The organism is Brevundimonas intermedia (assembly GCF_027922165.1).
GTDB classification, from domain to species: Bacteria; Pseudomonadota; Alphaproteobacteria; order Caulobacterales; family Caulobacteraceae; genus Brevundimonas; species Brevundimonas intermedia.
Window position 1 is genome coordinate 508,370 of the sequence record NZ_BSFD01000002.1, and the last position, 23,710, is coordinate 532,079.

General features: G+C 66.3%; 24 protein-coding genes. 8 read left to right on the forward strand and 16 right to left on the reverse strand.

Annotation, left to right across the window (positions count from 1 at the left end):
* Positions 1 to 5 precede the first annotated feature (5 nt).
* The 6 genes from PKE72_RS05150 to PKE72_RS05175 form a co-directional block, all read right to left on the reverse strand.
* Positions 6 to 626, reverse strand: a complete 621-nt coding sequence (locus tag PKE72_RS05150) for a glutathione S-transferase family protein (protein WP_267514268.1) — start codon at positions 624 to 626, stop codon at positions 6 to 8.
* 28 nt (positions 627 to 654) lie between these two features.
* Positions 655 to 1,929, reverse strand: coding sequence for a NupC/NupG family nucleoside CNT transporter (locus PKE72_RS05155; protein ID WP_271164303.1), 1,275 nt, complete (start codon positions 1,927 to 1,929; stop codon positions 655 to 657).
* 84 nt (positions 1,930 to 2,013) lie between these two features.
* Complete coding sequence (locus PKE72_RS05160; protein ID WP_271164304.1) at positions 2,014 to 2,442, reverse strand: DoxX family protein; 429 nt, start codon at positions 2,440 to 2,442, stop codon at positions 2,014 to 2,016.
* Between the two features lie 2 nt (positions 2,443 to 2,444).
* Positions 2,445 to 3,203 (reverse strand): HvfC/BufC N-terminal domain-containing protein, encoded by a 759-nt coding sequence (locus PKE72_RS05165; RefSeq protein ID WP_271164305.1) that lies wholly within the window; start codon positions 3,201 to 3,203, stop codon positions 2,445 to 2,447.
* Complete coding sequence (bufB, locus tag PKE72_RS05170; RefSeq protein ID WP_271164306.1) at positions 3,200 to 4,048, reverse strand: MNIO family bufferin maturase; 849 nt, start codon at positions 4,046 to 4,048, stop codon at positions 3,200 to 3,202. The genes PKE72_RS05165 and bufB overlap by 4 nt, the downstream gene beginning before the upstream one ends.
* Positions 4,048 to 4,341: a BufA1 family periplasmic bufferin-type metallophore gene (locus tag PKE72_RS05175; RefSeq protein WP_271164307.1), complete on the reverse strand. Its 294-nt coding sequence runs from the start codon at positions 4,339 to 4,341 to the stop codon at positions 4,048 to 4,050. The genes bufB and PKE72_RS05175 overlap by 1 nt, the downstream gene beginning before the upstream one ends.
* Positions 4,342 to 4,504: 163 nt before the next feature.
* On the opposite strand from PKE72_RS05175, the gene PKE72_RS05180 reads away from it, so the two are divergent.
* Entirely contained in the window at positions 4,505 to 5,047 is a 543-nt protein-coding gene (locus PKE72_RS05180) for a sigma-70 family RNA polymerase sigma factor (RefSeq protein WP_271164308.1), read from the forward strand.
* Positions 5,037 to 5,672: an NrsF family protein gene (locus tag PKE72_RS05185; RefSeq protein ID WP_271164309.1), complete on the forward strand. Its 636-nt coding sequence runs from the start codon at positions 5,037 to 5,039 to the stop codon at positions 5,670 to 5,672. The genes PKE72_RS05180 and PKE72_RS05185 overlap by 11 nt, the downstream gene beginning before the upstream one ends.
* A 7-nt stretch (positions 5,673 to 5,679) precedes the next feature.
* On the opposite strand, the gene PKE72_RS05190 is transcribed toward PKE72_RS05185, so the two are convergent.
* Positions 5,680 to 6,558, reverse strand: coding sequence for a branched-chain amino acid aminotransferase (locus tag PKE72_RS05190; RefSeq protein WP_271164310.1), 879 nt, complete (start codon positions 6,556 to 6,558; stop codon positions 5,680 to 5,682).
* An 82-nt stretch (positions 6,559 to 6,640) separates the two neighbouring features.
* Between PKE72_RS05190 and PKE72_RS05195 the strand changes: the two genes are divergently transcribed.
* Genes PKE72_RS05195 through PKE72_RS05205 form a run of 3 tightly spaced genes read left to right on the forward strand, consistent with a single transcriptional unit; the run spans position 6,641 to position 9,279 of the window.
* Positions 6,641 to 7,378: a response regulator gene (locus PKE72_RS05195; RefSeq protein WP_267514271.1), complete on the forward strand. Its 738-nt coding sequence runs from the start codon at positions 6,641 to 6,643 to the stop codon at positions 7,376 to 7,378.
* A gap of 1 nt (position 7,379) precedes the next feature.
* Entirely contained in the window at positions 7,380 to 8,762 is a 1,383-nt protein-coding gene (locus tag PKE72_RS05200; protein ID WP_271164311.1) for a sensor histidine kinase, read from the forward strand.
* A gap of 40 nt (positions 8,763 to 8,802) precedes the next feature.
* Positions 8,803 to 9,279, forward strand: coding sequence for a hypothetical protein (locus PKE72_RS05205; RefSeq protein WP_271164312.1), 477 nt, complete (start codon positions 8,803 to 8,805; stop codon positions 9,277 to 9,279).
* Between the two features lie 183 nt (positions 9,280 to 9,462).
* Here the strand turns inward: PKE72_RS05205 and PKE72_RS05210 are convergent, their stop codons facing one another.
* From PKE72_RS05210 to PKE72_RS05220, 3 genes are all read right to left on the reverse strand, one after another.
* Entirely contained in the window at positions 9,463 to 10,257 is a 795-nt protein-coding gene (locus tag PKE72_RS05210) for a pyrroline-5-carboxylate reductase family protein (protein ID WP_271164313.1), read from the reverse strand.
* Positions 10,257 to 10,760 (reverse strand): type III secretion system chaperone family protein, encoded by a 504-nt coding sequence (locus PKE72_RS05215; RefSeq protein WP_271164314.1) that lies wholly within the window; start codon positions 10,758 to 10,760, stop codon positions 10,257 to 10,259. Before PKE72_RS05215 ends, PKE72_RS05210 begins: the two co-directional genes overlap by 1 nt.
* Positions 10,761 to 10,833: 73 nt before the next feature.
* Complete coding sequence (locus tag PKE72_RS05220) at positions 10,834 to 11,133, reverse strand: accessory factor UbiK family protein (protein WP_271164315.1); 300 nt, start codon at positions 11,131 to 11,133, stop codon at positions 10,834 to 10,836.
* A gap of 174 nt (positions 11,134 to 11,307) precedes the next feature.
* Between PKE72_RS05220 and lgt the strand changes: the two genes are divergently transcribed.
* Genes lgt through pgeF form a run of 3 tightly spaced genes read left to right on the forward strand, consistent with a single transcriptional unit; the run spans position 11,308 to position 14,026 of the window.
* Complete coding sequence (lgt, locus tag PKE72_RS05225) at positions 11,308 to 12,177, forward strand: prolipoprotein diacylglyceryl transferase (protein WP_271164316.1); 870 nt, start codon at positions 11,308 to 11,310, stop codon at positions 12,175 to 12,177.
* On the forward strand, positions 12,174 to 13,259 hold the full coding sequence (locus PKE72_RS05230; RefSeq protein ID WP_271164317.1) for a class I SAM-dependent methyltransferase: 1,086 nt from the start codon (positions 12,174 to 12,176) through the stop codon (positions 13,257 to 13,259). Before lgt ends, PKE72_RS05230 begins: the two co-directional genes overlap by 4 nt.
* Positions 13,247 to 14,026 carry a peptidoglycan editing factor PgeF gene (gene pgeF / locus PKE72_RS05235; RefSeq protein WP_271164318.1) on the forward strand — a complete coding sequence of 260 codons (780 nt, stop codon included), beginning with the start codon at positions 13,247 to 13,249 and terminating at the stop codon, positions 14,024 to 14,026. Before PKE72_RS05230 ends, pgeF begins: the two co-directional genes overlap by 13 nt.
* Positions 14,027 to 14,223: 197 nt before the next feature.
* On the opposite strand, the gene lpxC is transcribed toward pgeF, so the two are convergent.
* From lpxC to PKE72_RS05265, 6 genes are all read right to left on the reverse strand, one after another.
* Positions 14,224 to 15,123: a UDP-3-O-acyl-N-acetylglucosamine deacetylase gene (gene lpxC / locus PKE72_RS05240; protein ID WP_271164319.1), complete on the reverse strand. Its 900-nt coding sequence runs from the start codon at positions 15,121 to 15,123 to the stop codon at positions 14,224 to 14,226.
* Positions 15,124 to 15,323: 200 nt separating this feature from the next.
* On the reverse strand, positions 15,324 to 16,907 hold the full coding sequence (gene ftsZ / locus PKE72_RS05245; RefSeq protein WP_271164320.1) for a cell division protein FtsZ: 1,584 nt from the start codon (positions 16,905 to 16,907) through the stop codon (positions 15,324 to 15,326).
* 234 nt (positions 16,908 to 17,141) lie between these two features.
* Positions 17,142 to 20,339, reverse strand: a complete 3,198-nt coding sequence (locus tag PKE72_RS05250) for a TonB-dependent receptor domain-containing protein (protein WP_271164321.1) — start codon at positions 20,337 to 20,339, stop codon at positions 17,142 to 17,144.
* Between the two features lie 186 nt (positions 20,340 to 20,525).
* Positions 20,526 to 21,818: a cell division protein FtsA gene (gene ftsA, locus PKE72_RS05255; RefSeq protein ID WP_008263640.1), complete on the reverse strand. Its 1,293-nt coding sequence runs from the start codon at positions 21,816 to 21,818 to the stop codon at positions 20,526 to 20,528.
* 59 nt (positions 21,819 to 21,877) lie between these two features.
* Positions 21,878 to 22,762 (reverse strand): cell division protein FtsQ/DivIB, encoded by an 885-nt coding sequence (locus PKE72_RS05260; RefSeq protein ID WP_271164322.1) that lies wholly within the window; start codon positions 22,760 to 22,762, stop codon positions 21,878 to 21,880.
* Positions 22,750 to 23,688, reverse strand: a complete 939-nt coding sequence (locus PKE72_RS05265; RefSeq protein WP_271164323.1) for a D-alanine--D-alanine ligase — start codon at positions 23,686 to 23,688, stop codon at positions 22,750 to 22,752. Before PKE72_RS05265 ends, PKE72_RS05260 begins: the two co-directional genes overlap by 13 nt.
* Positions 23,689 to 23,710: the final 22 nt, after the last annotated feature.

The following is a 23,710-nucleotide window of genomic DNA, read 5'->3' on the forward strand; positions in this document are numbered from 1 at the left end:
GCCGCTCAGACCCCGGCCTTGGCCGCCGGGCGGGCCCGGCAGGCGTCGAACCAGCGGTGCAGGTTCTCAAACTCGGCGGGAGGCCGGTAGCGGACCATCCGCGCAAAGTCCAAACCCACCACGGCGACGATGTCGGCGATGGTGAACCGGTCCAGGGCGATGAACTCGCGCTCGGCCAGATGCCGGTCCAGGGTCTTCATGAACCGCTCGGCCGAGACCCGGTTGTAGTCCGCCACCTGGGGAATCTGCACCGCCTCCAGAGCGGCCAGGGCCGGATGGGAGTGTCGGACGTTCAGCATGATCGGATTGGACAGATAGAACTCGCACCGCCGGGTCCACATCTCGACCACCGCCTGTTCCCGGGCGTCGCGGCCGAACAGGTTCGGCTCTGGATACAGGGCTTCCAGATAGCGGCCGATGGCCACGGACTCCGAAATCGTCGTGCCGTCATCCAGCTCCAGCGCCGGCAGATGCGGCACGCCGACCTTGTTCCGATATTCCGGCTTCTTGTGATCGCCGGTCAGGATGTCAATCTCGATCAGTTCGACATCCTCGACGCCCTTCTCGGCCATGACCCAACGGACCCGCCGCGGATTTGGCGCGCGGTGCGAGGTGTAGAGCTTCATGACGGCGTCTCCGTTGTTTTGGGAAACGCTACTGCCCGAACACCGCCGCTGGCAAGGCGCCGACGATGGCGGCGCTCATCAGGGTGGCCATGAAGCCGGCGAACAGGGCCTTCCAGATCAGGCCCAGAACCTCGTGACGGCGCTCGGGCATCAGCACCGACAAACCGGTCACGGTGATGCCGACCGAGCCGATATTGGCGAAGCCGCACAGGGCGTAGGTCATCAGCATGCGAGTGCGTTCGCTCATCGCCTCGGGCGGCAGCTTGCCCAGTTCGATGAAGGCCACGAACTCGGTCAGGGTCAGTTTGACGCCCAGCAGCCAGCCGCCCAGCGCCGCTTCGCGCGTCTCGACGCCGATCAACCAGGCCAGGGGGGTGAACAGGACGCCCAGGATCCGTTCGACCGTCAGCGGCTCGCCAAAGACAACAAAGCCGCCCAGCATGATGTTGACCAGGGCCACCAGGGCCACAAAGACGATCAGCACCGCCGAGATGTTCAACACCACCATCAGGCCGTCCGACGTGCCCTTGGAGATGGCGTCGATGCTGCTGTCGTACTTCAAGGCTGAGTCATAGCTGATCGACTGGATGGCTTCCTTGTCCGGCTCGGGCACGATGATCCGCGCCAGCAACACCCCGGCCGGGGCCGAGACGATGGAGGCGACCAGGACGTGGCCGGCGGCGTTGGGCAGGCTCTGGGACAGGATGCTGGCGTAGGCGACCATGGTCGAACCGGCGACCGTCGCCAGGCCCACGGTCATCATCAGGAAGATTTCGGACCGGCTCAGCTTGTCGAGATAGGCCTTGATGACGATGGGGCTCTCGATCGTGCCCAGGAATATATTGGCCGCCACCGCCAGGGCCGAGGCGCCGCCCAGGCCCATGGTGCGCTGGAACAGCACGCCGAAGCCGCGGATCAGCCATTTCAGGATCTTCCAGTGCCACAACAGAGCCGACAGGGCCGAGATGACCATGATCAACGGCAGGACGTTGAAGGCGAACGTGAACAGGGCGCCCTCGTTCTGAACCGCATAGGGCTGATCGCCGCCGGCCAGATAGCCGAACACGAACCGCGTGCCCTGAGCCGTAGCGACCGCCAGGCCGTCGATGGCGCCCGTCACCGCCGCCAGCACCGAACGCGATCCCGGAATGGCGAACAGGGCCAGCACCAGCCCTGCCTGCACCGCGACCGCGCCGACGGCCAGTTTCCACGGGAAATCGCGGCGGTTCTCGGAGATGGCCCAGCACAGGGCGATGATGACGACCAGGCCGAACAGGCTCTGGAGGTTCAGCAGACTGAACATGAAAAGGCTATCCCCTGCCCGGCCCGCGCCGGCTTCATCCGCTTCAAGGACAAAGTGACGCGGCTGACAAGGGGCGCGCGCGTATCAGTCGATCTTCAGCACACGGTCCAGACTGATCACACCCGGTCCGCGCGCGATCAGATAGGCCAGCGGCCCGGCCCAAAGCAGGTGGACGGGCCAGCCGCCCGGCTCGACGAAGAACTGGATCACGAGGGTCATGAACAGCAGGCCCGCCGCCGCCGGCCGGGTCGCCAAACCCAGCACCAGCAGGATCGGCAGCAGATGCTCGGCATAGGTCGCCAGATGCGCCGCTAGGTCGGGCGGCAGCAGGGGCACGCGGTATTCGTCGGCGAACAGGTAGCGCGTCGAGGGCGTTATCGTCAGCAGCCCCTCGACCTTGGTCCGCCCCGACAGGAAGAAGGGCGTTGCGATCCCGAAGCGCAGCAGCAGGGCCAAGGCGGCCTCGGGCACGGCGGCGGTGATGCGGCGGTGAATATCGGCGATGAGGTTCATGGTCAGTCTTTCGGGATCGAGGATGATGTAAAAGCGCCGAGCGCGATGAGGCCGGCGAAAAGGGCGGACAGATCCAGACCGGGCGCGGCGGTCTGGGCTGCGGCCGCAGCGACGCCGAACGGCCGATTGAGGCGGCAGGCGTCCAAGAAGACCCATTCCGCGCGGCTCAATCGCCGCGCCTGCACCTCAGCGCCTGGCCGGTGCACCAGCAGGCCTTCCGCCTCAGCTCGCCATTCAAGAGACGCGTCCGGGGACGGATAGCGATGCGCCAGCCAGAGCGAGGGCGTGGTCCACTCGAACCAGAACAACTGAACCGACGGGTGCAGGTTGGCCGTCACGCCCGCCAGGGCAGGGCCGAGGGCGGCGGCCTCGCGCGCCTCGAACGGCGCTGCGTCCTTGGCCAGATGAGCTTGGGTCCAGGCCCGGTCCAACTGGGCGCAGGGCGCGAGATAGGTCATGTCCCGCGCTGGCTCGAAGCGGGCCAGCCAACCGGGGAAACCAACGCCGTAATCGACCAGCACCGGCGTATCGCCCGGCTGTTCTGCGACGAAGGCGGCGCAGGCGGCGCGGAACCAGTCTTCGCCGACCATCTGCAACACGGTGGGATAATTGGCCTCCAGGGCGTCGATCCGCGCCTTGATCGTCGTGTTGCGATAGACGGCCAGCGCCCCCAGCGTCCGGTCGCCCGGCTCCAGGTGCGGCCATAGAGACTCCAGCTCGCCGGTCAGCCCCCTGTCGAAAGCGGCGTGAAACTCCGTCACGCCACGGCCTCCACGGCGTTCATCGCTGCGGCGGCGCGCGCCTGTTCGGCCAGAAGGACCGGGAATTGGGGAACATCGCCGTCGCGCTCGACCAGGGTCGGCCGGGGACCGATCCGCGCGATCAGACGATCATAATGCGTCCAGACGGTCTCGGAAACCGGGGCGTCGTGGCTGTCGATCAACAGGGCCTCGCCCCAGACTGGATCGGGGCAATGGCCCGCGAGATGGATTTCGCCAACCAGCTCGCCAGGCACGGCGTCCAGCCAGGCCTCGGCGGAGAAACCCATGTTCGAGGCGCTGACATGGACGTTATTGACGTCGATCAGCAGGCCGCATCCTGTCCGCCGAGCCATCTCGACCAGAAACTCGACCTCGTCCCACTCATGGCCGGCCAGGGCAAGATAGGCGGATGGGTTTTCGATCAGCAGCCGTCGCCCCAGGGCCTGTTGCGCCTCGTCGACATGGTCGCACACCAAGTTCAGCACCTCGCGGCTGCGCGGTACAGGCAGAAGGTCGGGATGATAGACGCCGCCACGTCGTGACCAGGCCAGATGTTCGGACACCACAAAGGGTTCGAATCGGTCGATCAGGGCGCGGAACCGGGCCAGATGGTCGCGATCCGGGCGTTCATCTCCAGCCAGGGACAGGCCGACCCCGTGCAGAGAAAGCGGGCGACCGGCGCGCACCGTCTCCAGCCACGACAGACGGGGTCCGCCCGCGACCATGTAGTTCTCGGGATGAACCTCGAACCACAGGCCGCGCTGGGCTCCGGCCGCCGGACAGGCCGCGGCCTCCGAATAATGCTGGGGCTTCAGACCCAGTCCGGCGGTCGGAAGCGACGACATCAGCGGTTCGCGATCGGGGTCAGCGAACCATTGCCCTTGGGCGTCTGAATCGAGACGCAGGTGCCCTTCGCGACCAGTTTCCAGGCATTGCCCTGATAGTCGCGCACCGAGGTGCCGGCGCAGGTGGTGCCGGGGCCGGCGGCGCAGTCGTTCTTGCCCGCCTTGGCCACGCCATAGCATTTTTCCATGGCGGCTTCCTGCTGCGCGGTGGGGTGGTTCTGCGCAGCGGCGGCATTGGCGCCGAGGGCCAGCAGAGCGCCGGCGCCGACCAGGATCTTGGTGGAGATGTTCATGGGATCGCTTCCTGTGTGACAGCCGTCCAGGGCGGACCAGCTTGACAGGAAGGGTTTCGGTCGCGCCGCGGCCAAGGTTACGCCGACGAGCCGAAAAAGAATTCGTCGCCGATCTGCACCAGCCATGTAACCTTCGCCGCGTCCGGCGCGAATGGGATGCTGCGTGGTCGACAAGGAAGCCGAGCTCAAACGTCTGATGTTACGGGGTCTCGACGGCGACCCCGTGGCCTGGCGCGCCCTGCTGTCCGAGATGCGCGGCGCCCTGACCCCCTTTTTCAAACGTCGCCTGATCGGCTGCGAAGCCGATGCGGAGGATCTCGTGCAGGACTGCCTGATCGCCATTCACGCCAAGCGCGCGACCTATGACCGGTCGCTGCCGTTCACGGCCTGGGCCTATGCGATCGCGCGATACAAGCTGATCGACCATTTTCGCCGTCAGGGTCGTCGTCACGACGTACCGTTAGAGGAGGCCTCCGTACTGCTGGCCGAACATACCGTCGAGGACGGCGTCGTCCGCCGCGACCTGAAGAAGGTCCTGTCCATTCTGCCACTGCGCCAGCGCCGCCTCATCGAGGATGTGCGGGTCGGCGGATTCAGCCTGGCCGAAGCCGCACAGCGCAACGGCTTTACCGAGGGCGCGGCCAAGGTCAGCGTCCACCGCTCCATGAAGACGCTGGTCGCCAGCGTGAACCCCAATGAAGACTGACGACCTGATCGACGCCCTGGCCGCCGGACTGGAACCGGCCAAGCCCGCGCGGCCAAGCCCCGACCTACTGATCGCCGCCGCCTTGACGGCCGGGGCGACCGTGGCCCTGCTGTTGGGCGTGCGACCGGATCTGGCCCAGGCGCTGCAGGGGCCGATCCCGTGGATGAAGGGGCTCTATACCGCCACCCTGACGGGAACCGGGATCTGGCTGGCGACACGGCTGGGGCGGCCCGGCGTCGATCCACGCCCGGCGGCCTTCGCCATGCTCGCCGTCGTGGCGGCGGTGGTGCTGTGGGGCGTGATCGAGATGAGCCTGACCCCGCCGGAGCGGCGAATGGCCGACTGGCTTGGAGGGACTTGGACCGTCTGCGGCCGCAACATCGTGCTGGTCTCGGCCTTCGCCGCGCCGCTGGTCTTCTTGTCGGCGCGACGGCTGGCGCCGACACGGCCGACGACGGCCGGTCTGGCGCTGGGTCTGGCGACGGGCGGCCTCGCCGCCGCCGCCTACGGCCTGCTGCACTGTGGCGAGGCGACCGCCGCCTTCGTCGCCACCTGGTATACGCTGGGCGTCGCGGCCGCCGGCCTGATCGGCGCCGCCGTCGGCCGCTTCGCCCTGCGTTGGTGACGCCGCCTTAGGCTTGGCGGCGCACCAGCCTGCCGTAGGTCTCCATCAGGTCCAGCGACAGGGCGCCGGGGGTGAAGCGATAGTCGCCCACCTCCGCCACCGGCGTCACCTCGACGGCGGTGCCGGTCAGGAAGCACTCCGAAAAGTCCGACAGTTCTTCCGGCAGGATGTCGCGCACCACGACCTCGATCCCCTTAGCCTTGGCGATCTCGATCACCGTCTGGCGGGTGATGCCGTCCAGGATGTGCTCGACCTTGGGCGTGTGCAGCACCCCGTCTTTAACGAAGAAGACGTTGGCGCCGGTCGCCTCGGCCACATAGCCGCGCCAGTCCAGCATCAGGGCGTCGGCGAAGCCGTTCCGCTCGGCCGTGTTCTTGGACATGGTGCAGATCATGTAGAGACCGGCCGCCTTGGCCGTCGTCGGCGCGGTCGCCGGATCGGGACGACGCCACTTGGACCATTGCAGACGCAGGCCGCGCGCCTTGACCTCGGGGTCGAAATAGCTGGGCCAGTCCCACACGGCGACCGCCAGGTGCACCTTGTTGTTCAGGGCCGAGACGCTGGTCTGTTCCGGGCCCAAATAGGCGACCGGACGCACGTAACAGTCGGTCAGACCGTTTTTGGCGCAGGTTTCGTTACAGATGGCGTCGATTTCAGCGACGCTGTAAGGTATCTCGAAATCGAGCAGGTTCGCGGACCGCTTCAGGCGCTCCGAATGCGGCGTCAGCTTGAAGATTTCGCCGCCGTACATACGCTCACCTTCGAATACCGACGAGCCGTAGTGGAGGGCATGGGTCAGAATATGCGTCTTCGTTTCCCGCCAGGGCACGAATTCGCCGTCCATCCAGATCCAACCATCACGATCGTCGAAAGGAACCAAGGCCATTGAAACACGTCTCCCGCAGAATTGCCGGTGTTAGAGCCGCCCGAATCGCTCAGGTCAACGCCCTGATCGCGGGGAACGTCGCATGAGCATCACCGAATATCGTTCGCAAGGCCGTTCCGGCCCCATCGCCGGGCCGGGCGTGGGTCGCCATCTACTGATCGTCGACGACGACGACCGCATCCGCGAGCTGCTGAAGGAGTATCTGTCGCGCGAAGGTTATCGCGTCACCGGCGCCGCCCACGCCGCGGCGGCGAAGCGGATGATGGAGCTGATCGAGTTCGATCTGGTCGTGCTGGACGTCATGATGCCGGGCGAGAGCGGCCTGGACCTGACCTCCTGGGTTCGCGCCAAGGCCGAAACCTCGAAGACGCCGGTCCTGCTGCTGACGGCGCGTGGCGATCCCGAGGATCGTATCGAGGGCCTCTCGCGGGGCGCCGACGACTATATGTCCAAGCCGTTCGAACCGCGCGAACTGGTGCTGCGGATCGAGGCCATCCTGCGCCGCACCGGCGGCAAGCCGATCGGCCCGCGCGAGATCAAGCTGGGCACGGCCGTGTTCGACATGGAGCGGCTGGAGCTGATCCGCGACGGCGCACCCCAGCGCCTGACCGAGGCGGAAGCCCAATTGCTGAAGACCCTGGCCCTGCACGCCCACGCTCCGGTCGAGCGGATGAGCCTGTCGCCCGACACGGCCGACATCACCGGCCGCGCCGTCGATGTCCAGGTCACTCGTCTGCGCCGCAAGCTGGAAGCCGACCCCAAGAACCCGCGCTACCTCCAGACCGTACGCGGCGTCGGCTATATGCTCGCACCCGACTGATATGCGGCTGCTGCCCGCCCCCCTGTGGCCGCGCTTCCTGAAGCGTCGCCTGCCGACCTCGCTCTGGGGCCGTTCGCTGCTGATCATCGTCCTGCCCGTGCTGGTCATGCAGGTGGTGGTGACCTGGATCTTCTTCGACGCCCATTGGCAGACGGTGACTGCGCGCCTTTCCGAAGGTCTGGCCGGCGACATCGCCTGGGCCGTCGAGAGCTATGAAGACGATCCCAGTCCGCGAAATCTTGAGCGACTGGCCGACAGGGCCGAACGCTCCATGTCCCTATCGATCGCGCTTCAGGAAGGCCGCAGCCTGCCTACAGAACAGCGGCGTGGGGCCATCGGCGTCGTCGATCGGGTTCTGGACAAGGCGTTGGCGGCACGGCTGGACCGGCCCTACTGGTTCGACACCACCCGCTACCCCGCCTATGTCGATATTCAGGTGCAGGAGCCGCAGGGCGTGCTGCGCATCATCGCCCCGCGCGAGCGCGCCGTGGCGACCCAGGCCCATATCTTCGTGCTGTGGCTGACAATCGCCACCGTCCTGCTGATGGGGGTGGCCATACTGTTCATCCGCAATCAGGTCCGCGCCATCGAACGCCTGGCCGATGCGGCTGAGGCCTTCGGCCGGGGCGAGACCGTGCCCCGGTTCAAGCCGCACGGCGCGCGCGAGGTTCGCGCCGCCGCCGTGGCCTTCCTGGCCATGCGCGACCGCATCCAACGCCATATCGACCAGCGCACCGCCCTGCTCGCCTCGGTCAGCCACGACCTGCGCACCCCCTTGACCCGGCTCCGCTTGGAACTGGCCCTGGCGCCGCCGTTCAAGCGTCAGGCCGCCATGCGCGGCGACCTGGACGAGATGGAGCATATGATCGACGAATATCTGGACTTCGCCCGTGGCGAGGCCGGAGAGCCGCCTCAGCCGGTGTCGATCCCGGACCTGCTGAAGGCGGCCGGCGAGGATGCGAAACGCGCCGGCGCCGAGGTCCAGCTTGCGGTCGCCGACGGCCTAACGGCCTCGTTACGTCCGCTCGCTTTCAAACGCGCCCTAGTGAACCTGGCCGGCAACGCCGCCGCCCACGGCGAGCGGGTACGCCTGTCAGCCCGGTCGCTGGTGTCAGGCGGGCTCGAGATCACGGTGGAGGACGACGGGCCCGGCATTCCTGAAGACATGTACGACGAGGCCTTCCGGCCCTTTTCAAGGCTCGACGAATCCCGCAACCAGAACCGAAAAGGTGTTGGCCTGGGCTTGGCCATCGCCCGCGACGTGGCGCGCGGCCATGGCGGCGACGTCACCCTGGACCGCAGCGACCTGGGAGGACTGAAGGCGATCATTCGCGTGCCCGGGCAGGTCTCGATCGTCGCCCCCTCTAGCGAAACGGCGCCATAAGGGGCATCTTCATTTCCGACAGGGCATGGAGACAACTACAATGCGTAAACTCGCCTTCTTCGCTCCCCTCGCCGCGACCCTCGCTGTCGCGGCCATGGCCCAGGCACAGACCCCCACCGTCAACGTCACGGTCGGACCCGAACTTCAGCGTGAAATCGAAAAACTCGGCGACCGCGAGGTTAGCGAACAGATCGCCGGCCTACAGGCGGAGGTCGCCAAGGCCCTGGCCGAACGCTACCCGGGTGCAACCGCCAACCTGGTCCTGGTCGACCTGAAACCGAATCGACCGACTTTCGAACAGGTCCGGCAGTCCCCCGGCCTCGACCCGATCCGCAGCGTCTCCATCGGCGGCGCCGCGATTAGGGGGGAGATCATAACCGCCGACGGTCAATCCCGGCCGGTCGAGTTCTCCTACTTCTCGCCGAACATCCGCGATGTCTGGGGCTACAGCGTCTGGCGCGACGCCGATCGGGCCTTCGAACGCTTCGGCGACCGGATCGAACAGGGCCGCTATTAAAAAAACCCTCTCCAGACGGGAGAGGGCTTGAGCGCCCGAGAGCGAAGGATCGTCCTTGCGCGACCCGAAGGGCGGCGCCAAGCAGCCAAAGGGTGAGGGTTGTGGTGGTGCGAACTGGCCCACCGCAGGTCCCTCATCCGGCCCTGCGGGCCACCTTCTCCCCAAGGGAGAAGGAAACAGTCGTCAACCCATCTCGCGATTTCGCCGCACGGCCGCCGCAACCGTTTCATCCAGCATGACGCCCAGACGGCCATCTTTCGCCAGGGCGTCCAGCCCGGCGCGGGTGGAGCCGCCGGGTGAGGCGATCCGCCCGATCAGGGCCTCAAGCGCATCCTCGCCCATGGAATCCGCCGCCGACCGCAGGGTCGCGCGGGCCAGGACGTCGGCCGTCATCGCGTCCAGTCCGGCCGCCTCGCCGGCGCGGGCCAAGGCCTCGGTGAAGGCGTAAAAATAGGCGGCGCCCGACCCGGCCACGGCCGTCGCCGCATCCATCAGGGCCTCGTCCGCCAGTACGACCGTCTCGGCCATCGGCTCGAACAAGGCCTGACCCAGCGCCCGCGCCCGGTCGTCCGCCGACCAGACCGAGGCCACGCCGCGTCCGCGCGACACGCCGGTCGTCGGCATAACCCGTACGATGGGCCAGCCGCCGATCCCCTCAGCCAATGTGGGGGCCGTGACGCCCGCCATGACCGACAGGATCACGGCCCGGTCGCCGAGGAACGGCAGCAGCGGCGTCACCACATCGCGCCACATCGCCGGCTTGACCGCCAGCACGATCACGCTCGCCTCGGCCAGGGCCTCCAGCGGCGGATTGATCCGCGCCCCCTGCGCCCGCGCGACTTCTGCGGCGGGCTTTTCCGAAGGGCTGAGGATGATCAGATCAGCGGCCGCCACGGTCTGGGTCAGCAGCCAGCCTTCCAGAATGGCGGAGCCCAGCCGGCCGCAGCCGATCAGGACGACGAGGCCGACTCCGGGCATCAGGCGTTGCCGACCGTCTCGAACAGGCAGGCGTCGATCGCCTCCTGCGGCTTCTTGTTGCCACGGACCATGAAGTCGAACGCGGGGTAGTAACGATCCGCCGCCTCGATGGCCGCATCGATCATGGACGCCGCCTGGGCCAGGGTCGGCCGCTCGCCCATCGGCAGGGCCAGGGAATGGCGGAAGACGACTTCGCCGTCCTCGGCCCAGACCTCGAAATGGCCCATCCAGGTGCGCTGATTGATCAGGCCGACCAGTTCATAGGCGGCCGTCTTGCGGCTCTTGGCCACCTTCAGGTCCAGGGCGCAGCACAGTTGCAGACAATCCCCTTCCGGACGCCAGGCGAACCACAGCTCATAATCCTTCCAGTCCCCCGCCAGGGCGAAGGCCAGGTCGCCATCGTCGGTGCGGTCGAAAGGCAGATTCTCGGCCGTGAGAACATGCTCCACGACCTCCAGCGGGTCGAAGGGCACGTCCGTTTCCTCGGGCCGGGCGATGTCCATCAAGTCTCTCGATTCACGTTGCCGCGAGAATCACGGCCGTTAACAGAGTGGTAAGCCTGTTCGCGGATTCGGCTCAACCGGCTGCGTCCCCGGGTTGAGTTCCATCTGTGGACGTTCCCGCCCCTGGCTTGCTGGAAGGCTTGCCGCTGGGCTTCTTCGCCGCCTTCAGTTCCGCGATCTCGGCCCGCAGGGCGGCGATCTCGTCCTTCAGCACGTCGAATTCGTCGCGGCGAACCAGATCCATCTCGGCGGCGATCCGGTCGGCCTGGGCGCGCCAGGCGGTCTTGGCCTCCTCGCCGGCGGCCTGGGCCAGGCCCATGGCGCCGGTCGTCAGCTTGGCGAACTCGTCCAGAATGGGGTTGCGGGTCTGCATCGAAGGCTCCGACTCAAACGTCGTTAAGACAGGATCACCAATCATGGTGAACGAAACCTTTCTTTCTGCTGCTTCGCGGGCGCCATCAAGGCGTCGTGATGCGTCTTCACAGGCGACGGCGGCGGCGGCGCTTGCTAAACCGCCCTCAGAGACAGGCCAGCACAGGAACGCCCCTTGCCCTTTCCCGAATTCGATCCGGTCCTGATCCATCTCGGACCGCTTCCGATCCGCTGGTACGCCCTGGCCTATGTCGCCGGCATCGTCCTGGGCTGGTGGTACGCCGCCCGCCTGGTGAAGACCGAACGCCTGTGGACGCCGGGCAAGCCGCCGATCAACACGACCCAGCTGGACGATCTGGTGCTGTGGATCGTGTTGGGCATCATCCTGGGCGGCCGCCTCGGCTACGCTCTCTTCTACAAGCCGATCATGTACGCCCAGCTGTTCACCGGCCAGACCCTGGGCGAACGGTTCGAGCTGTTCCAGCTCTGGACCGGCGGCATGAGCTTCCACGGCGGCTTCCTGGGCGTCTGCCTGGCCATCGTCCTCTATTCCCGCAGCCAGAAGATCGACATGCTGCGCCTCGGCGACGTCGTCGCGCCGGTCGTCCCCCTCGGCCTGATGTTCGGACGCCTGGCCAACTTCATCAACGGCGAGCTGTGGGGTCGCGAGACGACCGTCCCCTGGGCCGTGCGCTTCTGCAACGCCCGCATCCAGCAGATGTACGGCTTCTGCCCCGCCGGCGACGCGCCCCGCCACCCCAGCCAGCTCTATGAGGCCGGCCTGGAGGGCATAGTGCTGCTGTCCATCCTGTCGCTGGGCATCTGGAAGTTCGATCTGCTGAAGAAGCCGGGCTATATCACCGGCCTGTTCCTGGTCGGCTACGGCGTCTGCCGCGCCGCTCTCGAGAATGTGCGCGAGCCCGACTATGGCATGCCCGACTTCCCGCTGGGCCTGACCATGGGGATGATGCTGTCCATCCCGATGATCCTGGTCGGCGGCTGGCTGATCTGGCGCGCCTGGAACCGGCCGCCCGTCGCAGCATGAATGACGTCGAAACCCTGAAGACCCGTCTGGCGCGCGAGATCGCCCTGACGGGGCCGATGACGGTCGCCGACTATGTCACCCGGTGCCTGCACGATCCCAAGGGCGGCTACTACGCGTCCCGCCCGGCCTTAGGCGAAGGCGGCGACTTCATCACCGCGCCCTTGATCAGCCAGATGTTCGGCGAACTGATCGGCCTGTGGGCGGTCGAGACCTGGAACCGCCTCGGCGCGCCCGAGCGGTTCCGCCTGGTCGAGGTGGGGCCTGGCGACGGAACCCTGATGAGCGATGCGCTGCGGGCCGCCCGCCTCGCGCCCGGCTTCCTTGAGGCCTGCGATCTGATCCTGATTGAGCCCAGCGCGCCTTTGCGTGATCTCCAGGCCAAGGCCCTGGCCGGCGCCGACCTGTCGCCCCGCTGGGTGCGCGACCTGACGCGGATCGAGACCGACGCCCCCGTCATCCTGATCGCCAACGAGGTGCTGGACTGCCTACCCGCGCGCCAGTTCGTTCGCACCGAGGGCGGCTGGGCCGAACGCCGCATCGGCGTCACCGACGACAACGACCTGATCTTCGGCCTGACCGCCATCTCGGGCGGTTTCGAGAAACCCGATTTCGATATCGACCCCGGCGGGACCTTCGAGATTTCCGAACAGCAGGCGATCTTCGGCCGCGACCTGGCCCTGCTGATGAAGGCCGCCTCGGGCGCAGCCCTGCTGATCGACTACGGCCGCGCCCGCCCCGAGGCCGGCGACACGCTTCAGGCCCTGCGCCGCCACCAGAAGGTCGATCCGCTGGAAAGCCCCGGCGAGGCCGATCTGACCCAATGGGCCGACTTCCCCCGCGTGCTGGAGGCCGCCGTCCGCGCCGGGGCCGACGTCACCGGCTGCCTGACCCAAGGCGAGTTCCTGCGCCGTCTCGGGATCGAAGCCCGCGCCGAGCGGTTGAAGTCGGGACGGCCCGACGCCGCGCCCGTCATCGACCGCCAACTGAACCGCCTGACTGCGGAGGACCAGATGGGAAGCCTGTTCAAGGCCGCCGCGATCTTCTCGCCCCGCGCGCTGATCGTGCCGGGATGGGACCTGTGAGCGACCTGGCCCCAATCACCCATCCGCTGCTGAGCGCCGCCGGGATAGCCCACGGCTTCTTCACCCGCGCGGGCGGCGTCTCGACCGGCATCTATGACGGTCTGAACGCCGGGGTCGGCTCCCAGGACGACCCCGCCGCCGTGGCGGAAAACCGCCGCCGCGTCGCCGCCCATTTCGGCGCCGACGCCGATCATCTGAACGGCTGCTATCAGATCCATTCCGCCGTCGCCCGGGTCGCCGAAGGCCCGTGGCGAGGCAACAGGCCCGAAGGCGACGCCATCGTCTCGGCCGAGCCCGGCCTGTTGTGCTCGGTCCTGACCGCCGACTGCGCGCCGGTGCTGATGGCCGATCCCGAAACCCGCATCGTCGCCGCTGTCCACGCCGGCTGGAAGGGCGCCTTAGGCGGCGTGGTCCATTCCGCCGTCGCGGCGATGGAGGCCCTGGGCGCCGATCCCCGCCGCATTCTGGCGGTCGTCGGCCCCTGTATCGCCCAGGCCAGCTACGAGGTCGGCTTCGACTTTCAGGAGCGGTTCGCCCACCACGACCCGGGCAGCGAACGCTTCTTCCGCCCCGGCGAGACCGACGACAAACGACAGTTCGACCTGCCGGGCTTCGTCCTGTGGCGGCTGCAGCAGGCCGGCGTGGGTCAAGCCGTCTGGACCGGCCACGACACCTGCGCCGACGCGGATCGCTTCTGCTCGAACCGCCGCGCGTTCCAGCAAGGCGAGCCAGACTTTGGGCGGTTGATCAGCGTGATCGGGATCTGAGAAGAGCCCTCGCCCACACTCACCCCGTCATCCTAGGCCTTGTGCCTAAGATCCATAAACACGGTCGAAGACGGTGCGCAGCCTGCCGATACCGGGAGTATGGATCCTCGCCACAAGGGCGAGGATGACGACAGTGGATTTGTCGTACGCAGTATAAAAAATCTAGCAGTGGTTCTTCACCACTCACCAGTCGCCAATCACCCGGCCTGCGCCAGCTCCGGCACGCGCGTGACCTCGCGCCACGCATGCGGCGCAGCCAGCAGGGCCCGGACCAACCTGTTGTTGACCGCGTGACCGGCCTTGTAGCCTTCGTAACGGCCCAGCATGGGCGCGCCCAGGACGTACAGGTCGCCGATGGCGTCCAGGGCCTTGTGACGCACGAACTCGCGTTCCATGCGCAGGCCGCCAGGGTTGAGGATATCGTCGCCGTCGATGACCACGGCGTTCTCCAGCGAGCCGCCGCGCGCCAGACCGGCCTGACGCAGGGCCTCGACCTCATGGGCGAAGCCGAAGGTGCGGCAGGCCATGATCTCCTTGCGGAAGGTCGGCTCGTCCACGACGAAATCGATGACCTGATTGCCGATCACGGCTGACGGGAAGTCGATCTCGAACCGCATCTCGTAACGGTCGCACGGCAGCAGAGCCGCGTGCTTGTCGCCGTCGGTGACGTGAACCGTTTCCAGGATCTCGATATAGCGCTGCGGCGTCGCCTGGGGGCGGAAGCCCGCCCGGTCCAGCAGCTGCACGAACTCCAGCGCCGACCCGTCCAGGATCGGCAGTTCCGGCCCATCCACCTCGACCACGGCGTTCGAGACGCCGAGCGCACAGAAAGCCGCCATCAGATGTTCGATGGTCGACAGACGCACCCCGGCGGCGTTCTCGATCATGGTGTTCAGGCGCGCGTCCACGACGGCCTCGCCGGAAACGGGAATACGATTGTCGCGATCCGTGATGTCCGTGCGCACGAAGACGATCCCCGTGCCCGAAGGCGCGGGACGAACCGCCAGCCGCACCCGGCGGCCGGTATGCACCCCGACGCCGGCGATGATGGCCGGCGCGACGATGGTGCGCTCGTGATGGTCGTGTCTGAACGACAAACTCAAACTCGCTTCAATCTGTGCGGTCCGCCTCGATGTGCGGATTACGCCCCACGACCGATCTAGCGCGGGGGGCTCAAGCGAGAAATGAAAGTCGAGTTTCGGATTGTTTCGTTCCGGGACTCTCGCACCCGTGACCTCGCCAAAGAAAACGCCCCGGAGCCTGGGCTCCGGGGCGCGATCTTCAGAATTTCAGTCGGTCAGTTTGCGAGCCGGCGGAGAAAAGAAGGAATCTCCAGATCGTCGTCCGCCTCGCCGCTCGTCGGCTGCGGTTGGGTCTGCGGCTGCTCAGACGTCCGCATCTGGGACGTCGGACGAGTGCTGTAGGTGGGTTCGGGCTGTGGCTGGGCGCGCTTTCCCCGGCCGAACAGGCTCCAGCCGCTGCGACGGTGATCGCGGTCGTCATAGTCTTCGACAGCCGGTTCCGGCGACCGGGCGGCATACAGGTCGCCCTGCGGCTCGGGCGCGCGGGTCGATTGCGCCGAAGGGGTGCGGGTGGTTTCGTACTCTTCGACCCAGGGATCGACGATCGGATCCAGGGCGCGCGAGGTCGGCTCCGAAACGCGGATCACCGGCTCTGGCCGGGGTTCTGGCGCGGGAGGGGCCTGAAAGGTGGGTACGACGGGCGCCGGCTCGATGCGGGGTTCGGGCGCACGTTCGGCGCGGGCCGGTTCGCGATAAGGTTCGCGGGCGGGCTCGGGCGCAGCGCGCGACGGCTGGGTTCCGTAAAGGCCGCCTGCCGAACGGCGGGCGCCGTGATCGGCCAAGGGGGCGGTTTGCGGGGCGGCCGGGGCCGAGGGCTCGGCGCGTTGCACGCCGCTCTCGTCCATGCCGGTGGCGACCACCGAGACGCGAATCTTGCCGTCCAGCGCCGGATCGAAGGCGGCGCCGAAGATGATGTTGGCGTCCCCGTCAACCTCGGCCGAGATGGCGTTGGCGGCCTCGTCGACTTCCAGCAGGGTCATGTCCAGACCGCCGGTGATGTTCACCAGCACGGCCTTGGCGCCCTTCAGCGACGTCTCGTCCAGCAACGGGTTGGCGATAGCGTTCTGGGCGGCCAGCAAAGCGCGATCATCACCGGACGCCTCGCCCGTGCCCATCATCGCCTTGCCCATTTCGGACATGACGGCGCGGACATCGGCGAAGTCCAGGTTGATCAGGCCGGGCAGGATCATCAGGTCGGTGATCGAACGCACGCCCGAGTGCAGCACCTGGTCAGCCATGCCGAAGGCGTCGGCGAAGGTGGTGCGTTCGTTGGCGACGCGGAACAGGTTCTGGTTTGGAATGACGATCAGGGTGTCGACATAACGCTGCAGCTCGGCGACGCCCGCGTCGGCCAGGCGCATGCGATGGCGGCCTTCGAAGGTGAAGGGCTTGGTCACGACGCCGACGGTCAGAATGCCGCGATCCCGCGCGCATTTGGCGATGACGGGCGCCGCGCCGGTGCCGGTGCCGCCGCCCATGCCACAGGTGATGAACACCATGTGCGCACCTTCCAGGTGCTGATGGATCTCGTCGGCGGATTCCTCGGCGGCGTTCATGCCGACTTCGGGATGGGCGCCGGCGCCCAGGCCCTGGGTGATCGTCTCGCCCAGTTGGATGCGGCGATCCGTCTTGGCGAAGCTGAGGTGCTGGGCGTCAGTGTTGGCCACGACGAACTCGACCCCTTCGAGGCCGGCGTCGATCATATTGTTCACGGCGTTGCCGCCGGCGCCGCCGACGCCGAACACGACGATACGGGGCTTAAGTTCAGTGTGTTGCGGCTTGACCAACGAGAGCGACATATTTTTCCGACCTTCCGAGCCCTGGACCCCTTGGCACCAAAGCGATTACCCCGCCGAATCGCTTTGGTTATGAGCGCGTTAATGATTGCGCCCACGAGGGTTAAGAGAAGGTTACGGCGATAATGTGAGTCGGACGCGAGAACAGCACAAACCTCGAGCTTGGCCGCAGTTTCTTCCTGAAAACAAAAAGGGCGGCCCGTGAGGGCCGCCCTTTCCGCCTTAAAGGCTCGGATCTTAATACTTGACGGTGACCGATGCGAAGTAGCGGCGGCCGAACAGGTCGAACTGATCTTGCAGACCAGCCTGGATAGACGGTTCCGCGTCGAAGATGTTGTTCACACCGCCACGCACCGTCGCCTTGTCGCTCACGTCCAAAGCGAACGAAAGATCGTTCTGGTAGAAGTTGCCGGTCGTGAAATAACCGGTTTCGCGGTTGTCCAAGTTGGCAAGGATCTGACGACGATCGACGATGATGGTCGCCATCTGAACGTCGGTGCTCCAGGTCACAGCCAAAGGTCCCTTCGACCAGGTCGCGGTGGTGCGGAAGCGAACGCGCGGATTGTTCGCCGACTTGTCCAGGTTCGTTGCGATGGACGGATCCGTCGGGTTGGTGAAGTCCTGACGACGGATCAGGTAGTTGCCCGCAAGGCCAAGGTTGATCTTCCCGTAGTCGGCGCCAAAGACATCCGACGTTTCGAAGCTATATCGTCCTTGGAAATCGATGCCGCGAGCACGCAGACCGGCGAAGTTGAACGGCCCTTCGAGGAAGTCGCTGATTTCGTATTCCTGAGGATCGCCCGCCGGACGACGCGTGAAGTTCGCGCAGGCCGACGTGTTCAGAGCCGCCTCGTCGGTGCAGAGGTTCAGCAAGGTTTGGGCGCTGAGGGTGGCGATCGCGTTGTCGATATCGATGGAATAATAGTCCGCCGTGAAGCTGAAGCCGGGCGCAAAGCGCGGCGTCAGGATCGCCGAGATCGTGTAGCTGAGCGAAGTTTCAGCCTGCAGGTTGGGGTTGCCGCCGCTCTTGCCCTCATTGGACGAGTTCGGATTCGGGTCCACGTAGGTCGTCGGAATACCCAGCAAACCGCAGTTCGTGATGCGGTTTTGACGAATACGCGCATCCGCCGTCGCATTGATGACCGCCGAAGAACAGTTGTCCGTCAGGTTGGGGAAGGTGTCGAAGGCGGAGGAGAATAGTTCGCCCAGGTTTGGAGCGCGCACTGCTTCGCCGTAAGTACCCCGGAAGGCGATGTCTTGAACCGGGCGCCAGAAGGCCTGGACGCTGTAGGTGTCGGCGGTGCCGATGGTGGAGTAGTTCGACGTCCGATAGGCGCCCGAAATCTCGAGGCGTTCCGCGAAGGGAACGTCGCGAAGCAGCGGGATGCGAAGTTCGGCAAAAGCCTCGCTTACGTCATAGCTGATCTCAGGACGGTCATCTCCGGTGTTGCCGAAGATCACCCGATTGCCGAACTGCGTCAGATCCTGGCTGGTCGTTTCCTTACGATACTCGCCGCCGAAGGCGAACCCAATCGGGCCGGCTCCCCAGAAGTCCCACAGGCTGCCCGAGGCGAAGGCTCGAACGTCCTGTTGCTCGTTCATATCGACGGTGGTCAGCGATGTCAGGATGTAGTCGCGAGCGGCGACCTGGCCACCTTGACCAAAGATGTTCTGCGGCACGCAGCCCGCGATGGTCGGATCATTCGCGGCATAGATCGAACCGTCGTTCTGGCTCTCGATGCTCACACCGCGAGCGGCCAGCAGTTGAACGCGGCAGACGATTGCGTTCGCGCCCTTACCCGTCTCGTTCAGCGTATCACGGACAGCATCGGCAGCGTACAGGAACCGCTCGACGTCGATGGTTTCGGGCTCGACGGTGGTCGATTCCGCCTTGCCGTAAGTATAGCCGATCTCCCAGTTGATGTCCTTCACGAAGGCGAGCTGGTCGAGGTCGCCACGAAAGCCGCCGACGAAGCGCGTCACTTCACGTTCAGCGACGGTCGGACGGAAGCCCAGGTCGTAGCTAAACATGCGGAACTGGGCGCGCGGATCGGCAACCGTGCCAGTTTGCACGCCGGCAGAGTTGTAGACAGCGCGCGTGTTGCCCAAGATCGCGGCGCGCACGGTGGGGTCGAGATATGCGTTATCGAGTCCGATCTCACCTGCGAGGATCGTGAAGAGCGAAGGTTGCTCCGTCGCGCCGAACTGACGGATGCCAAGATCGATGAAGTGAGGCTGGAAGATGTCGGTGTTGGTTTCACTGACGTATTTGACCTCGCCGAACGCCTGGATGTTGCTGGTGACATCGAGGTTCGCGCCGACTTGGAAGCGCTTATTTTCCTGCTCGGGAAGGCGGTTGATCTCTTGGAACACCAAGGAGTCGCCGGAGCCGCCAATGGTCGTGGTGCGGTTAACGGCGCCCACGGTGCGGCCCGAGCCGAAGTCGGCCAGATAAGCGCTGCCGTCAGCTCGGAACTGGTAGGCGAGGCCAGGGTTGGACGAGAAGCAGATGCCCGACGAGAAGGCTTGAACATTCTGAGTCGCGGAACAGTTGCCGAACGGGATGTCCGGGTCGGACGCAGGGCTGGGGCGAACGCCGTTGGCGAGCGAGAGGATGCCGCCAATCGGACGACCCAAGGTCCGCAGGTTGCTGAGGGGGACGACGTCATAAACGCCGTCATTCGGCGCGGACGCCGGATCGATGTCGACCGTTTGGAGACGGGTGTTCGACGTCAACCAGTCGATATCGAGATCGTTGTCGTTGATCCGGTCGGAAGTCTGATACTCTGCGAAACCATAGAGGTTCAGGCGATCATCGAACAGGTTCACGCCACCAATGATCGAGGCGCGCTTGTTGAATTCTGATGTGCCTTGAGCCAGCTGACCGACAGCGCCCTCGAGCTCGAGCCCCTCGAAGTCCGTGCGCATGATGAAGTTTACAACGCCCGACACGGCGTCTGCGCCGTAAAGCGCGGAAGCGCCGCCGGTGATGATCTCAACGCGTTCGATCAGCGGCGTGGGAATGGTGTCGACATCGACGGCCGAAGACCCTTGCGGTCCGCCGACGTGACGGCGGCCATCGACCAGAACCAGAGTGCGATCGCTCCCCAGGTTACGAAGGTTGAGCAGAGAGAGACCACCCACGCCGATGAAGCCACCCGTCGTGTCCTCCGGCGTCTGGCTGTTCTGGAGCGCCGGAATGTCGGCGAGGAAGTCGATGATGTTGCCTTGACCCGAGGCGAGGATTTCCTCGCGAGTCGCTTGTTGCAGCGGCGTCGGTGCAGTGGTCGGGTCGCGGCGGATCAGCGACCCCGTGACCACGATCTCTCCTACGTCAGTCGCCTCGGGCGTTTGCGTCTGCGCCAACACCGGAGCCGAGATCGCCATGACCCCGGCTAGAACTGTCGTGCCAAAAAGATGCTTGCGCTTGATCATATGTCTCTGAGCCCCACTGCAATAACATAATCGCGGACAGATCATTCCGCTGTGGGGAAATGGCTACGAGACCCGCTGTCGTCGAACAAGGTTTCAAGCCACTTTTAGACACAATTCCGACTTTGATGTAACAAACTAGACACAGTTTAAACCGAGCTAGGCCAAATTCGGTCGGCGAAGGTTTTGTTATAGGTTGTCGCGCAACCACCCGGCCACGCGCCCCACCACATTACCGCGATGGATCCGCGGCGCATCCGCCGCCGTAATCTGCCGCGCCATCAGCTTTCTGGCCGACACCGCCTCACGTGGGCCGTAGGCGGCGCGCAGAAGCACACCGGCCGTGGCGCAGAACGCAGGACCAGACGCCGCGTCGGCCAAATGTGGCGCTCTTTGGGGTTTTCCGAGGCGGACGGGGCGGTCAAACACCCGCACCGCCAGTTCGCGCACGCCGTTCAGCTGGCTGGCGCCCCCGGTAAGAACCAGGCCTGCGCCGGGCTCCAGCCCCACGCCGGCGTTCTTCAGCCGGTCGCGCAGCAACTCCAGCGTCTCTTCCACGCGCGGCGCAATCACGGTCTTCAGCATGGCGCGCGGGACGATGACCGGACCGGCCGAGGCGTCCTCGCCGCGCGGCGGGGCCTCCAGCATTTCGCGGTCTTCATTGGCGCTGGCCATGGCCGAGCCGTGCAGGGTCTTCAGACGTTCGGCGCCGGCCTTGGACGTCGACAGGCCGCGCGCGATGTCGGAGGTGACATGATCGCCGCCGACGTTCAGGCTCTCGATATGCAACAGGGACCGGCCGCCCCAGACGGCGGCGCTGGTCGAGCCGCCGCCCATGTCGATGCAGACGGCCCCCAGGTCCATCTCGTCCTCTTCCAGCGCAGCCAGGGACGAGACGACGGGCGCGGCGGCCACGCCTTGCAGGTCCAGATGCGCCAGCTCGAGGCAGTGGCTCAGGGTGGTGAAGACATTCTCGGCCATGGAGACGACCAGCAGGTCGAGTCCCAGCGAGCCGCCGCGCATGGACCGCGGATCGTGGACGCCGCGCGCGCCGTCCACCGACCAGGCGATGGGCAGGACGTGGATGGGCCTACGATTGGGCAGCCGGATCTGGGCCAGGGCCATGCCAATGGCGCGCGCCAGATCGGCGTCCCCGACCGGATTGGCGCCCAGGGACACCCGGGCCTGGACCCGATGGCTGGCCATCTGGCCGATGGCGGTGGTGACGACGACGCCGGAGACCGGGCTCTGGGCTGCGCGTTCAGCGCGTTCGACCGCGTGGCCGATGGCCTGGGCCGCCTCGTCCATATTGATGATGGCCCCGCCCTTCACGCCCTTGGACTGGACATGGCTGGCCCCCGCCACGCGGATGGTGCGGTCGGCGTGACGCACGCCGTCCGGCTTCATGATGAAGCACGAGACCTTGGACTGGCCGATATCCAGGGCGGCGATCACGGGGGCGCGGCCGGCGCGGGGATCCATGCCCCGGCCCTGGTCGTTCGCCGATCCGCGCTGCTTTCCCGCCATGTCGTACTGGTCCTTTAAGCGTCGGCGGCGGGTCGCACAGCGACCTCGTCCGGCGTTCTGAGATCGACCCGGGCGAAACCCAGGTCGAGCAGGCGTTCGCGCTGATCCAGCGCATCGAGACGGATCAGGGCCGCCTCCTGTTCCACGGCGGGCAACTGGATCAGGCTGCCGTCCTTCAGACGCAGATCCCAGCGGCGTTCGTCCACCCGCACCAGGGCGTCGATCCGGCTCATCAGGCGCGGACGCTGGCCCAGCAGGGGCAGGATCTCGCCGGCGGCTTGATCCGCCCCCTTGCCCACGACAAGAGGCAGGGTGGGATAGCGGCGGGCGTCGGCGCCCTTGATCACCTGGCCGCGCGCGTCGATGACCTTAATCTGGCCGGCGTCCTGCCAGACGGCGAGACGGTCGTGCTCCTTGATCTCGACGATCAGGGTGTCGGGCAACAGGCGCACCACCCGCGCCTCCTTGACCCAGCCGACGGCCTGCACCCGGTCGCGAATGGCGTCCAGGTCCAGGCTGGTGATCGGCTGGCCGGAATAGAGCCCCAGGGCCTGCTGGATGGCCGGCTCGGCTTCGGCCGAGGCGCCGGTGATATGAACCCGCTTCAGCGACAGACCCATGCCGGCCGTCATCCCGTCGATCCCGTGGGAGACCGACTGGCCGATCCGCTCGGCGCGCGCGCCGGTCGCCAGAACCCCGACGACCAGCAATGCGCTGGCGCCCAGGGCGATCATGACGGTGCGGGGGGAAACATCGATACGGCCGATGGCGGCCATCTTGCCGGGGATGGCGGACACGGGCTTGGGCGCGCCGCCGCGCGAACGCCCGCCCTTCTTGGACGCCGCACCGCGCTGGGAACCCGCACTCTGTCGCCGACCGCCGCGAACTACCGCGGGCATGAGGCGTCCTCCACCATCCACCGAACCAGTTCTTCGTAGCTCATTCCGGTATGGGCGGCCTGCTCGGGAGCGAGCGAGGTCGGCGTCATGCCCGGCTGAGTGTTGACCTCCAACAGAACCAGATCGTCCTTAACATCATCATAACGGAAGTCGCTTCTGGACACGCCTTGGCAACCCATGGCGACGTGCGCCGCCTCGGCCTGACGCAGGGCGGCCTCAAAAACGGCGGGCGGCAGGACGGCGGGCAGGACGTGAACCGAGCCGCCGGGCGCATATTTGGCTTCGTAGTCATAGAAGCCCTTGGTCGGGGTGATGTCGGTCACGGTCAGGGCGCGTGGGCCAGACTTTTCCCCGATCACCGCGACGGCCAGTTCCTTGCCCGCGATATAGGGCTCCACCATCACCTGCTCGCCATAGGCCCAGGCGGGATCGCCCACCTCGGCGACGGGCGCATCGTCCTCGCGCACCAGATAGACCCCGACGGACGAGCCCTCGGCGTTCGGCTTGACCACATAGGGAGGCGCGATCACATGGCGCGACGCCACCTCATGCCGGTCGTACAGACCCCCGCCGGGCACCTTGACGCCCGCCGCCTTTAACACAGCTTTTGACTTATCCTTGTCCATCGCCAGGGCCGAGGCCAGGACGCCGGAATGGGTATAGGGAATCCGCAGGGTCTCCAGCACCCCCTGGACGCAACCGTCCTCGCCCCAGGCCCCGTGCAGGCAGTTCAGCACCACGTCGGGCCTGATCAGACCCGACAGCACATTGGCCAGGTCGCGCCCGGCGTCCACGCGGCTGACGCGCACGCCCTGCCGTTCCAGCGCCTGGGCGCACTGTTCGCCGGAGGTCAGAGACACCTCCCGCTCGGCGGAAAGACCGCCCATCAGGACGGCGACATGAAGGTCGTTGAAAGCGCGGGTCATGGGCTCTCCGATTGCGGCCGAC